Source organism: Streptomyces sp. NPDC025833 (assembly GCF_055558055.1).
The window spans coordinates 161,426-172,479 of sequence record NZ_JBVHNF010000019.1 but is presented as its reverse complement, the minus strand read 5'-3'; the positions used below and the strand labels follow the sequence as shown (position 1 = coordinate 172,479).

The 11,054-nt window shown below is 74.3% G+C and carries 13 protein-coding genes; 4 read left to right on the top strand and 9 right to left on the bottom strand.

Annotated features, from left to right (window positions below):
* Both ACZ4K2_RS30435 and ACZ4K2_RS30430 read right to left on the bottom strand, forming a co-directional pair.
* On the bottom strand, positions 1–100 hold a 100-nt coding region (locus ACZ4K2_RS30435; protein ID WP_359486257.1), incomplete at its 3' end, for a biotin carboxylase N-terminal domain-containing protein.
* 252 nt (positions 101–352) lie between these two features.
* On the bottom strand, positions 353–490 hold the full coding sequence (locus ACZ4K2_RS30430; RefSeq protein ID WP_467480384.1) for a surface protein: 138 nt from the start codon (positions 488–490) through the stop codon (positions 353–355).
* Positions 491–1,219: 729 nt separating this feature from the next.
* Between ACZ4K2_RS30430 and ACZ4K2_RS30425 the strand changes: the two genes are divergently transcribed.
* Positions 1,220–1,960, top strand: coding sequence for a response regulator transcription factor (locus ACZ4K2_RS30425; RefSeq protein WP_467480382.1), 741 nt, complete (start codon positions 1,220–1,222; stop codon positions 1,958–1,960).
* A 10-nt stretch (positions 1,961–1,970) separates the two neighbouring features.
* Here the strand turns inward: ACZ4K2_RS30425 and ACZ4K2_RS30420 are convergent, their stop codons facing one another.
* Positions 1,971–2,855, bottom strand: a complete 885-nt coding sequence (locus ACZ4K2_RS30420; protein ID WP_467480380.1) for a hypothetical protein — start codon at positions 2,853–2,855, stop codon at positions 1,971–1,973.
* 241 nt (positions 2,856–3,096) lie between these two features.
* The gene (locus tag ACZ4K2_RS30415; RefSeq protein WP_467480378.1) at positions 3,097–3,558 is read right to left on the bottom strand and encodes a MarR family winged helix-turn-helix transcriptional regulator; all 462 of its coding nucleotides are present in this window, start codon (positions 3,556–3,558) and stop codon (positions 3,097–3,099) included.
* A 146-nt stretch (positions 3,559–3,704) separates the two neighbouring features.
* Between ACZ4K2_RS30415 and ACZ4K2_RS30410 the strand changes: the two genes are divergently transcribed.
* The gene (locus tag ACZ4K2_RS30410; RefSeq protein ID WP_467480376.1) at positions 3,705–4,529 is read left to right on the top strand and encodes an NmrA family NAD(P)-binding protein; all 825 of its coding nucleotides are present in this window, start codon (positions 3,705–3,707) and stop codon (positions 4,527–4,529) included.
* Between the two features lie 123 nt (positions 4,530–4,652).
* Here the strand turns inward: ACZ4K2_RS30410 and ACZ4K2_RS30405 are convergent, their stop codons facing one another.
* The 4 genes from ACZ4K2_RS30405 to ACZ4K2_RS30390 all read right to left on the bottom strand — a co-directional run bounded on the left by ACZ4K2_RS30405 (position 4,653) and on the right by ACZ4K2_RS30390 (position 8,724).
* Positions 4,653–5,570, bottom strand: a complete 918-nt coding sequence (locus tag ACZ4K2_RS30405; RefSeq protein ID WP_467480374.1) for an alpha/beta hydrolase family protein — start codon at positions 5,568–5,570, stop codon at positions 4,653–4,655.
* Positions 5,571–5,628: 58 nt separating this feature from the next.
* Positions 5,629–6,258, bottom strand: coding sequence for an NADPH-dependent FMN reductase (locus ACZ4K2_RS30400; protein ID WP_467480372.1), 630 nt, complete (start codon positions 6,256–6,258; stop codon positions 5,629–5,631).
* A gap of 35 nt (positions 6,259–6,293) precedes the next feature.
* Entirely contained in the window at positions 6,294–7,112 is an 819-nt protein-coding gene (locus tag ACZ4K2_RS30395) for an SDR family oxidoreductase (RefSeq protein WP_467480371.1), read from the bottom strand.
* Positions 7,113–7,188: 76 nt separating this feature from the next.
* Positions 7,189–8,724, bottom strand: coding sequence for an acyl-CoA dehydrogenase family protein (locus ACZ4K2_RS30390; RefSeq protein WP_467480368.1), 1,536 nt, complete (start codon positions 8,722–8,724; stop codon positions 7,189–7,191).
* A 130-nt stretch (positions 8,725–8,854) separates the two neighbouring features.
* Here ACZ4K2_RS30390 and ACZ4K2_RS30385 point away from each other — a divergent pair, with 130 nt between their 5' ends.
* Together ACZ4K2_RS30385 and ACZ4K2_RS30380 are read left to right on the top strand one after the other, a co-directional pair.
* Positions 8,855–9,082 (top strand): hypothetical protein, encoded by a 228-nt coding sequence (locus ACZ4K2_RS30385; RefSeq protein WP_467480366.1) that lies wholly within the window; start codon positions 8,855–8,857, stop codon positions 9,080–9,082.
* A 196-nt stretch (positions 9,083–9,278) separates the two neighbouring features.
* On the top strand, positions 9,279–9,953 hold the full coding sequence (locus ACZ4K2_RS30380) for a TetR/AcrR family transcriptional regulator (RefSeq protein WP_467480364.1): 675 nt from the start codon (positions 9,279–9,281) through the stop codon (positions 9,951–9,953).
* 90 nt (positions 9,954–10,043) lie between these two features.
* Here ACZ4K2_RS30380 and ACZ4K2_RS30375 read toward each other — a convergent pair whose 3' ends face one another.
* On the bottom strand, positions 10,044–11,054 hold the full coding sequence (locus ACZ4K2_RS30375) for an acyltransferase domain-containing protein (protein ID WP_467480363.1): 1,011 nt from the start codon (positions 11,052–11,054) through the stop codon (positions 10,044–10,046).

Here is an 11,054-nt window from a genome sequence, read left to right as displayed (position 1 = left end):
GGTCGGCGTAGACGGCCACGCTCGCGATCCCGGCGTCCCGGCAGGCCCGGGCCACGCGGACAGCGATTTCGCCACGGTTGGCGATGAGCACCTTGGTCAGCATGTCAACTCCTGTAGGTGGGCCCGGGCGGCGCCGAACACGTCGACGGTCTCGAAGAGGTGGCGGGCGTCCGCGCCGGTGGGCAACACCGTCGCGGCGTGGACGACTTGGGGCGCGGTGGCGTCGGTGTCCGGGACGAGGACGCCGGCCGGGGTGCGGCCTCGGGCCGCGTCCTGCCGCGCCGGCGGGCCGACTCCGTTGCCGGACCGGGCCGGCCCGTGGTACTGCTCGTATCCCGCCGTCCGGCCGAAGTCAGTCGATGCCGCGCACGATGTGGTCCTCGGTCTCCTGCTCGTCATCGCCGGCGAGCAGGAGCGGCGGAGCGGTCGGCGCCGCCGTCCGGGGGGCGTCGACGAGGGGGCGGCCTTCGTGGTCAAAGGCAGGGTTCATCGTTCCTCCGTGCTCCTGCGGTCGGTCCGTGTGAAGAATCTCTCCCAGGCGGCTGTCATGCAGTCCGCGCGCCGTTTCGGACGCGTCGACTCCACTCAGCCGTGCGGGGCGGGTCGCCGCGTCGACCGGCGTGCCGCCGTGACACGTCCCCGCCGGGGTGCGCGGGCAACAGCCGATGTCAGCGCCGTGGCGGGTGGGCGAGCCGATGGCCGGGGCCGCCGGCCGCGCTCGATCGCATCGCCGAGTGGAACCGCGCCGCGGTCGCGCCGGTATTACAGCGATGGACATAACTATTCCATAGTGGGGGCTATCCTCTTCACTCGGCCAGAGTTTGTCAAGGGATTTCCAAGGAGTCCTGGTGGCGCTCTTGAAATAACCAAGCGAGCTGAAACGTGACCGTCGCATGAGGGTCCCCACAGGGTAAGTGCTCGCGTACATGTGATATTGATGGGCAATCCGGACATTTTCTCGGTTCGGGCAAGCCTCCGTTTCGGTCAAACCGATGCTTAGCCATTGAAATAACCGTGCGGTGCCCTAAGACTTGTGAGGTGTTCGCGAATTCAGCACACGGCTAATCGGCGGCGATATCGAACCTTCGGGAACGCGGCGCACGAAATGGGTAGTGCGTCCATGCGCTCGTCATTGCTTTCCCGGGAGGTGTCTTGCCTTTTCAGGGTGTCCGCTAACACCGTCACATGCTGATCTCGGGGGAAGGGTAAAACGATGCGCATGCTTTTTGTGCTAGATGACGGATATGAACCGGAGTTCGGGGCGAGAACGCTGAAGCGGTACGGGCACAAAATTCTCCTGGCGCACTCGGCGCAGCAGGCGCTGGCCATGCACACACAGGCGGATTTCATCATCCTCGATCTGGGGCTGACCGATGCGGACGGGCTGGAGGTCTGCCGGGCGATCCGCCAAGTCAGCGACACGCCCATGATCGCGGTGGCCGACCCCGGCGACGAGCTCGAGCGGGTGCTCGGCCTGAAGGCGGGAGCGGACGACTGCATCGACCGCGACTGCGGCATCCGCGAACTGGTGGCGCGGATCGAGGCGGTCACCCGGCGCAGCAGGGCGCGGCACAAGCCCGCCGGCAGCATCGTGTTCGGGCCGCTGCGCGTCGATCAGTCGGCCCGCGCGGCCTGGCTCGCCGGGGAGCCGATCAGCCTGACCCGCAAGGAGTTCGACCTGCTGCTCACGCTCGCCTCCCGGCCCGGTGTCGTCGTCACCCGCAAGGAGCTGATGTCCCGCGTCTGGAACGACAGCTGGACGCGGGGCCGGACGATCGACACGCACGTCAACAGCCTGCGCAGCAAGCTCGGTTCGAACAACTGGATCGTGACCGTCCGCGGGGTGGGCTTCCGGTTCGGCGAGAGCGTCACGGAGTCGCCCGCCGGCCCGGACGCGGCGGTGCAGGCCGGGCATCACCGGGTCGGCTCGCACGCCGTGCCGTCCGTCCAGGCGGTCTGACCCGCCGTTGTCACGGCCGGGCGGGGCGCCCGCGGCCGGCCAGGGACCGCTGGGCGTCGCCCGCGTGGTAGAAGGTGCGGCCGGCCATGCTGCGGCGACGCCAGCTCTTCTCGCTCGCGAGCCGGTACACGGTGCCGCGGGGCGCCTGCCACAGCCGGGCTATGTCCGCCGCGGACAGCCACAACGGGGCGGCGGACGCGGGCGCCTCGCCGTCCGCGTCCCCCGTCTCGTTGTCCCGGCCGGCATGCCGGGGCAGCCACTCGTGCAGCGCCCGGCGGTGGCTGGGCGTCGTGGTGCACACCACCTCCGGCGGCGCCCCGGAGTCCCGCACGGTCCGGGCCACCAGGGTGCCGCCGCACCCGGCCAGCCGGCACGGGCCGACCGGCGTGCTCCGCACGGGCGGTGCGTCCACCACGCGGGCGGCCGCGCGCATCAGCGCCGCGACCTCCTCGGCGAGGTCGCCGACAGCCTCGTGGCCGGACAGCCAGTCCAGGTGGCGCAGCAGGAAGCCTGCGAGGGCGGGCACCGTGCGCCGCGGCGCGGCGGTACCGCACTGATCGGCCACCAGACCGCTCCAGGAGGCGAGGACACGCGTGATGGCCGTACGCGCCTCCACGGCCGCCGTGTTGAGCGGCATGCCGGGCATCGCGCGGCTGGACGGGCGCTCCTCCCAGCGCCGGTTCCGGGCGCCCGCGAGGACGCGTCCGCACTCCTCGTACACGCCGGGGAGCGCCACCAGCGAACGGGCCAGGCGTCCCGCGCAGCCGGCGCAGAGCCGCGTCGTCCGTGTGGTGCCGGCGGCCTCGGCCGAGGCGTGGCGCCGCATTGTCACGCAGTGGGGGTCGGCGCAGAGTTCTCGTTCTTTCTTTCCCAGCCCGGTGTTCGACTGCCGCATTCGTGGCTCCTTCACGACGGGTTTTCCCGGCCCGTCGCAATGCTGCCCGCCGAATCACCGCCGGCGGTCGTCCGCGCGGAAACATGGCGGAGGCCGGCACGCGTTTTTTCATGCGTGGCACAGGGGCTGTCGGCCGGTGCACGAAAAGCGCATGCGGTGCTGACGCGCAGTGGTGAAGCGTTTCACCGAGAATTGACAGTCGCGGTCGCGGCGCGCATCCGTGCCGGAGCGGGCCGGGGGCTCAGCCCTCCGTGGCCAGCCGGTGGTCGAGGACCCGCTCCAGCAGGGCCGTGAGCTGGGCGCGCTCGCCAGGCTCCAGCGGGGCCAGCAGGCTGTCCTGCGCCCCGGCCAGGGCGCGCTCGATGCGCTTGAGCTGCCGTACACCGGCCGCGGTGATCGTGATGGTGTTGCGCCGCCGGTCCGCCGCGTCCACGCCGCGCACCACCAGGCCGTCGGCGGCAAGTTCGTTGACCGCCTCCACGATGTAGCTGCGGTCGATCCCGCAGCGCCGGCCCAGCTCGGCCTGGCTGAGCGGACCGAACTCGTCGAGCGAGGCCAGGAGGGCGAAGTCGTACCGCCGGGCGCCGACGGAGGCCCGCGCCTGGGAGACCAGGCGGGCGGTGTGGGTGGCGATCTGGGTGACGAGCCAGCTGGGCGTGGACCGCAGCCGGGCCGGAGCGTGGGAGATCGCCTTGATGGTCACCCCGTCACGGTACCAAGGCGGCCCGGGGTCGTCTGTTGGCCAGACCCACGAATATGTTACGTTGGCCAGGTCAACGATCCGGGGTGCGCCGTCGGGTCCGTGCGCGTCGTCCGTCCCCCGCCGCCCTGCCTGCTGGGAGCGAGTTCATGATTCTGGTCACCGGCGCCACCGGTAATGTCGGCCGCAATGTCGTCACGCAGTTACTGGAAGCGGGCGAGACGGTCCGGGCCCTCACCCGCGACCCCGAGAAGGCCGCGCTTCCCGAAGACGTGGAAGTGGTCGCCGGGGACATTGCCGACCCGAAGAGCCTGCCGCCCGCCCTGAAGGGTGCGGACCGGGCATTCCTGTTCCCCGTCTTCGGGCAGCTCGACGGGTTTCTCGACATCGCCCGGGAATCCGGTCTGGAACATATCGCCATGCTGTCGTCGTCGGCCATCGAATTCGACGACCCCGGGTTCATCGGCCAGGTGCACCTGGAGTGCGAGAAGGCGGTGACGGGCTCCGGCATCCCCCGTACGTTCGTCCGGGCCGGCCTGTTCATGCTCAACGACCGCGGCTGGGCGCCGCAGATCCGGGAGACCGGCGTGGTGCGCACGGCGTACGGCACGGCCGCGGCCGCGCCCGTCGACGAGCGGGACATCGCCGCCGTCGCCACGGCCTCGCTGCTGGCCCCGCGGGACGGCAGCGTGCACAGCCTCACCGGCCCCGAGTCCCTGACCCAGATCGACCGCGTCCGGATCATCGGCGAGGTCCTCGGCAAGCAGGTGGCGTTCGAGGAACTGCCCCGCGAGGAGGCCCTGGGCCACCTCGCCCGGCAGATGCCGCCGGACGCCGCCGCCTTCCTCCTCGACCAGCTCGCCTCCTGGCAGGGAGTCACCGCCGAGGTGCTGCCCACGGTCGAGCGGGTGAGCGGCCGCCCCGCGCACACCTACGCGCAGTGGGTCGGGCACCACGCGGCCGACTTCTCCTGACGCCTTCCGGACCCGCGGGCGTACCGGCCGGCGGCGGCGCCCGCCGCCGGCCCGGCGCGTACCCCCGCGGAGGGAACGCGGGCCACCGAGGGGGCTCCGGCCGGTGCGTTCCGCCCGGCCGGCTCAGCCGGCGCTCCGGCGCAGCAGGCACTCCTCCAGGAAGGCCAGCATCCTCAGGTGGTACGCCCGGGCGGCCCAGCCCAGGCTGATGTTGTGACCGGCGTCCGGCTGCCGGTCGATGCTGACGGGCGCGTGGCGCAGCAGGCCGGCAAGCTCGGACAGCGACTGCGGATCGTGCCGCCACCGCTGCTCGTGCTCGGCGAAGGTGAACCGGACGGGGACCCGCACGTGCGGGGCGATCCGCTCCAGCGTCTTGGGCCACGCGGGCAGTTCGGCCACCTCGCGCGGGGGCATCGCGCCGCTGAGGGACTGCGCCAGGGTGAAGGTGCGCGGGGGGTAGAGCCCCAGCGGCCCCCAGTTGTTGCCGCGCAGCCTGCTCCGGTACCGCCCGGGCCCGGCCGCGGCGCCCGGATCGTCGGTGAACCGGTGACCGCAGCCCGACACCGCGAGTCCGGCCAGCGGCAGTTCGTGGTGCCGGGCCGCGAGGGCCAGCGCCACCTTGCCGCCGTAGGAGTGCGCGAGGACGAACAGGGGCGTCCCGGCGGGCCGGGGGCCGAGGAAGCCGGCCAGCGCCCGGCTGAGCACGGCCGCCTGCTCCACCAGCGGCAGCCCCTTGGGCACCTGGGCGGCCGACTGCCCGTAGCCCGGCCGGTCCACGGCGAGCACGGTCAGGCCCAGTTCCGCCCCGAGGGTGAGTAGGGACAGGCCCGGGGCGGCGGACTGGTGGAAGTAGCCCGCGCGCATGCCGCCGCCGGGCACGGCCAGGACGACGGCGCGCGGTGTCTGCCCCTCGGGCTCGGCCAGCAGGGCGGACAGCCGGAGCCCGCCGGACTCCAGGACGGTCTCCCGCACCGCGGCGGGGGACGGGCACCCGGCGGCGGGCTCCGGGCGGCCGCGGACACCTACGGACGGCGACGGCATGGGGGGACTCCTCCCGGGACGGAAATGCGGATGAACGCCTGCGGCGGGCCCTGGGCCCTCACGCCGGCCGGGGCGCGGCGGACACGCTGGGGGAGCGGGCCCCGTGCGGGTAGGGGTGCTGGGCGCGGCCCTCGCGCAGCACCCGTCCCCACCAGTCCAGTTCGTCCAGGAGCAGCTGGGCCGCGGCCGCGCTGCCGGCCGGGTCGGCGGGCCGGCCGTCGGCGTCGAAGAGCCGTTCCACGCCGTGGAAGCTGACCGCGTCCCGCACCGGCGCGGCGTGCACCTCGCCGAAGACCTGCCGCAGTTGCTCGACCGCCCGCAGCCCGCCGGAGCGGCCCCCGTAGGAGACGAAGCCGACCGGCTTGGCCTGCCACTCGCTGTCGTGCCAGTCGATCGCGGTCTTCAGCGTGGCCGGGAACGAACGGTTGTACTCGGGTGTGACGACGACGAACACGTCCGCGCGGTCCAGCCGCGGGGTCAGACCCGCCAGGACCTCGCGGACCTCCGGCGGCGGCACCGCCACCGGTTCGGCGGGCAGGGGGTGCTCGGCGAGGTCGACGACGTCCGTCTCCAGCCCGTCGCACCGGCGGGCCGCCGCGGCGAACCAGCGGGCGACGGCCGTGCCGCTCCTTCCCTGCCTGCCGCTGCCGACCAGGACGGCCAGCCGCAAGGGGTCGTACCACATCATCAGCCTTTCCACGACAGGGCGTACGGGCGGGACGATCAGGTGAAGTCGGCGACGTGGTCGGCGGCCCACTCGGCGAAGCCGCGGGCGGGCCGGCCGAGGTACGGCTCGATCGGCGAGATCGGGTGCGGGCGGTCGACCAGGGCCGCGAACATGCGCAGCCGGGCCTCCACCGCGGCGGGCGGGATGCCGACCTCGCCCATCTCCTTGCGGGCCTCGTCGTGGCTGATCTCCTCGAACCGCACCGGCCTGCCGATCGCCTCGCCGATCAGCCGGGCCCGGTCCGCGTAGGTGATCGACTCCGGGCCGCTGAACATCGGCTTCTCGCCGAGCAGTTCGTCGGTGAGCAGGGCACGGGCGGCCAGCTCGGCGATGTCCCGCTCGTGGACCGGGGCCGAGTGGGCCCGCGCGAACGGGCCGCGGGCCACTCCGGTGGCGCGGATCTGCCCGCTCCACTCCAGCGCCGTCACCGCCAGACCGCCGGCCGGCTGCAGGGCGGTCCACTCCAGACCCGACTCCTCGATCCGCCGCTCCAGGTCGCGGTGGCGCACGGCGATGGAGTTCTTCGGGTCGTCGTCGCGCGCCGAGTAGGAGGACAGGGCGACGATGCGCCGCACGCCGTGCTCCCGGGCGCGGGCGACGACCTCGGCGGGGCCCTCGGGGAACGCGGCGAGCACGAAGAAGACCGCGTCGACGCCCTTCATGGGCAGCTCGCCGGTACGGGCCACCTCCACCCCCTCGGGCAGCCGGGCCCGGTCCGGGTCCCGGGTCAGCGCGCGCACGCTCACCCCGGCCTTGAGCAGGAGGTCGACAAGGGGGCGTCCAACGTGTCCGGTGGCGCCGGTGACCAGTATCACGGGTGTCTCCCAGGTGGGTTCGTCGGTGTCCGGGGTCGGTGCGGGGGCGGGCGCCGCGACGGTCCGCCGGGCGGCGTCAGCCCGTCAGGCCGCGCGTGTAGTCCAGGCCCGCGGGCTCGAACTGCACGACGGCGTGGCTGGCGACCGAGTGGACGTCGCGCCAGAACCGCTGCAGCGGGTGCCCGTGCTCCTGGGCCCGGGTGCCGCCGGTCCGCAGCAGCGCGTCCACCGCCTCCACGAGCATCTCCAGGGCGAGCGCCGCGTCACGGCGGCCGCGGCGGACCAGGACGGGGTTGAGCCGCCCGGTGTCCGCGGTCTCGGCGACCCGGAGCAGCAGGAGGCGGGCCGCGTCGATCAGACCGGCGGCGCGGGCGTACCCGGTCTGGTACGCCTGCCCGGCCGCCTCGCGCGGGCCGGTCGCGGGGAGGGTGACGGTGTGGGCCGCGGCCCGCAGGGCGCCCAGAGCCGCGCCGAGCGCCGGCGCGACGAAGGTCAGGCCGTTGACCGCCAGGGTGGGCAGCGGCGGGCCGGACGCGCCGACCACGCGGCCCTTCATGGCGTCCTCCCGCAGGCAGGTGCGGTACTCCGGGACCAGGACGCCGTCCAGCACGACGGTGTGGCTGCCGGTGCCCCGCATGCCGAGCGAGTCCCAGGTGTCCCGGTAGCCGAAGTCCGCCCGGGGCACCAGGAAGAAGCGCAGCGGTCCGCCGCCCTTTCCGGGCGGGCCGACCGGGGCGGGGCCGGCGAGCAGGGCCCAGTCGGCGTACTCGACACCGCTGACGAACGTCCACTCGCCGGACAGCCGCCAGCCCTCCTCGACCGGAACGGCCGTGCCGAGCGGCTTGTTGACCACGCACACCCGGGCATCGGGGCCGTCCGCCCAGACCTCGGCCTGCGCCTTCTCGGGCAGGCAGGCGACGTAGCGGGCGGCGAAGGCGAACAGCGAGGCCAGCCAGGCGGTGGAGGCGCACTCGGTGCCCAGCGCCGCGACCCAGCGCACCAGTTCGGCGTAGCCGCGCGGCTCCCCGCCCCGCTCGCCCGGGACGAACCAGCGGGCGAACCCGGCGGTGGTCAGCGCCTCGACCACCTCCGGTGCCACGCGCCGGCCGGTGTCCGCCTGCGCGGCCTGCGCCGCGGCCGGCACCACCGCGTCGCGCAGCGGCGCCGGCGGCCAGGGGGCCGGGTCACCGTCGGCCGGCTCGGGCCGCCCGGCCAGCAGATCGCGGCCCTGCGGGCTCTCCAGCGCCGCCTCGGTCTCGAAGGACGTGAGGTGGACGACGGCACCGTCCGCGGAGTGCACCGTGGCGGGGCCGGAGCCGGTGTAGGAGCCGCCCTCGCGCACGGCGTCGACCGTGACGCGGACGTGGCCGGCCATGCCGGTGACGGCCGGGTCGAGGGTCTCGGTGAAGGAGTACACGAAGCCCCGGTCGGTCGGCCGCCAGGTGCCCCGGCCGCTGCTGATCGGGGTGAGCAGGGTGAGCGTCCCGTCGGGCAGGAAGGAGATCGTGAACGGGTCGGTCTGCCCGTCGTGGACGGCCGTGCCGGTCCAGACCCCGGCCGCGGCGGCGGGGGAGACGGGGGCGGGGGCGGCGGAGTCGATGTCTGTTGTCATGCCTCACCATCCTTGGAAAAGTACAGGCGGTCATTTATGATCGGGCGTACATTTTTCGGCTGCGCCGTGCCCCCGGGGCGAGCGCTCCCGCGGAGGTGGGAGCGGTTCCCCCGGAAGAGTCGGAGGACCCATGTCCGTGCACGACCGGCCCGTGGCCGCCGAGGCGGCGCCCGGGCGGCCCGCCGGACGGCAGGGCCCGTTCCCGTTCGCCCTCGCCGCGGCCCGGGCCGTGATCGTTCCGTGCGGCACGGTCGCGCACACCGCGCTGCCCGGCAGCCGGCGCGCATCCGGCGCCGGCGTCCCGGCCCGGAGCGTCACCGCGAACGCCGGGCGCCGGACCGGACGGCCGACGTCCTGACCCGCGGCCACGGCACGGCGTCGCACGTCGTGGCCGCCCGGTACACCCCCGGTTCCGGTGACCGCGGCGAACGCGGGCACCGCCGGGGGGCCGCAGGCCGCCCGGCCGCGCCGCACCGGCCGGCAGCGGCCGACGGCACGGGCACCAACCGCGACAGCGGCAGCCGGCAACCGTTCCAGGACAAGGAGGCAGCGCAGTGATCCCCAGCGTCGACGAAACGACCCGGCACAAGCCGGCGGTGAGCGCCCCGGTGACCGTGCCGCGGCCCGACGGCAAGGGCGAACGGACCCGCCGCCGCATCCTCGCCGCGGCCCGCCGCGTCTTCGGCGAGTACGGCTACGAACGGGCGACCATCCGCCTGATCGCGGAGGAGGCCGACGCCCACAAGTCGTCCGTGATGCAGTACTTCGGCACCAAGGAACAGCTGTTCAGGGAAGCGGTCCACTTCGAGATCCCGATCGACGAGCTGACCACGCCGGACCCGGTGAGCAGCGCGGAGAACTACCTGCGCACCATGCTGGGCCGGTGGGCGACCAGCCCGGACAATCCCATGGCGGTCCTGGTCCGCACCAGCATGACCAGCGAGATGGCGGCCGAGGAACTGCGCCGCCTGGTCACCGACCAGTCGACCGAGGCCATCGCCCAGCACATCGACCTGCCCGACGCACGGGTCCGGGCGGGCCTGTTCTCGGTGATCATGTTCGGCATCGCCAGCGGCCGCTACCTGCTGCGCATCCCCGACGTCAGCGAGCCGGACCTGGAGGACATCGTCCGGGTGGCCGCGCCGGTGATCCGGACCCTGATCGCCGGCGAGACCGGGCCGGGCGACCCGCCCGGGGCGGCACGGCGGGAGGCACCCGGACAGGACTGAGAGCGCCGCGGACACGGCCGCACCGCGGCGCGGGTGCGGCCCCCGCCCGCCGGACCCGGCACCCCGCCGGGATACCGGCGCCCCTCCTGCTCAGCCCCGGTCCGCCGCCACCCGGCGGTGCGTCACCCCCAGCTCGGCCAGCCGGTCCAGCGCCGCCTGCCAGGTGCCCAGGCAGTCCCGGCGCTCGTCGGGGAGCATGGAGACCACCTCGCCGCGGCCGGAGCGGACGGCCGGATGCCGGCGCGCCGGAGCGGACAGGGAGACACCCGGCCCCGCCTCCACCAGTACGTGGTCGCCGTCGTCCAGCAGCCCCGACAGGGCCTCCCAGTACAGCACCGGCTCGGCCATCTGAGCGGCCCAGAACTCCGGATCGACCGCCTCGCGCGAGGTGACGGTCCGACCGGTGCGCGCCGAGCGGATCGGCACCCGGGGCGGACGCAGCGGCTCGGCGGCCACCGCCTCCTGAAAGGCGAGCGCCGCCTCCCGCAGCACCGGCGAGTGCCACGGCTCGGTCGCCCGCACCCGCCGGGCCACCAGGCCGGCGGCGCGCAGCGTCTCCTCGGCCCGTACCAGGGACGGCTCGGGCCCGGCCAGGATCGTCTGCGCGGGCGCGTTGACCGCGCCGACGGCGACACCGCGGTGCGCGTCCTGCGTGTCGAGCCAGGGCCGTATCCGGTCCGGTGCGGCGGCGACGGCGAGCATGCCGCCCGCGGGCGCCGCGTCCAGCGACCGCGAGCGGGCCAGCAGGATGCGGGCCGCGCTCGGCAGGTCGAAGACACCGGCCAGAGCCGCCGCGGCCAGTTCACCGATGCTGTGGCCGAGCAACACCGCCGGGCGCAGGCCCAGTTCCTGCAGGACCCGGCCGACGCCGTAGCCGATGGCGAACAGCAGCGGCTGGGCCCGCCGCCCGTCGTCCAGCGGCAGCGCCGGCGCGTCGGAGAGCCAGTCCTCGCGGATCCGCGCGCCCGGCGGACCCATCAGCTCCAGCACCTCGTCCACGGCCGCCCGGAAGAGCGGCTCTCGCCGGTACAGCGGTACTGCCATGTGCGGGTACTGCGCCCCCTGCCCGGGGAGCAGCAGCGCGACGGGACGTTCGGCCAT

Bases quoted from the DNA above. Each gene is read 5' to 3' on its own strand.
- ACZ4K2_RS30430 (WP_467480384.1), bottom strand. From the start codon at position 490: ATGAACCCTGCCTTTGACCACGAAGGCCGCCCCCTCGTCGACGCCCCC.
- ACZ4K2_RS30425 (WP_467480382.1), top strand. From the start codon at position 1,220: ATGCTTTTTGTGCTAGATGACGGATATGAACCGGAGTTCGGGGCGAGA.
- ACZ4K2_RS30420 (WP_467480380.1), bottom strand. From the start codon at position 2,855: ATGCGGCAGTCGAACACCGGGCTGGGAAAGAAAGAACGAGAACTCTGC.
- ACZ4K2_RS30410 (WP_467480376.1), top strand. From the start codon at position 3,705: ATGATTCTGGTCACCGGCGCCACCGGTAATGTCGGCCGCAATGTCGTC.
- ACZ4K2_RS30405 (WP_467480374.1), bottom strand. From the start codon at position 5,570: ATGCCGTCGCCGTCCGTAGGTGTCCGCGGCCGCCCGGAGCCCGCCGCC.
- ACZ4K2_RS30400 (WP_467480372.1), bottom strand. From the start codon at position 6,258: ATGATGTGGTACGACCCCTTGCGGCTGGCCGTCCTGGTCGGCAGCGGC.
- ACZ4K2_RS30390 (WP_467480368.1), bottom strand. From the start codon at position 8,724: ATGACAACAGACATCGACTCCGCCGCCCCCGCCCCCGTCTCCCCCGCC.
- ACZ4K2_RS30385 (WP_467480366.1), top strand. From the start codon at position 8,855: ATGTCCGTGCACGACCGGCCCGTGGCCGCCGAGGCGGCGCCCGGGCGG.
- ACZ4K2_RS30375 (WP_467480363.1), bottom strand. From the start codon at position 11,054: ATGGCCGAACGTCCCGTCGCGCTGCTGCTCCCCGGGCAGGGGGCGCAG.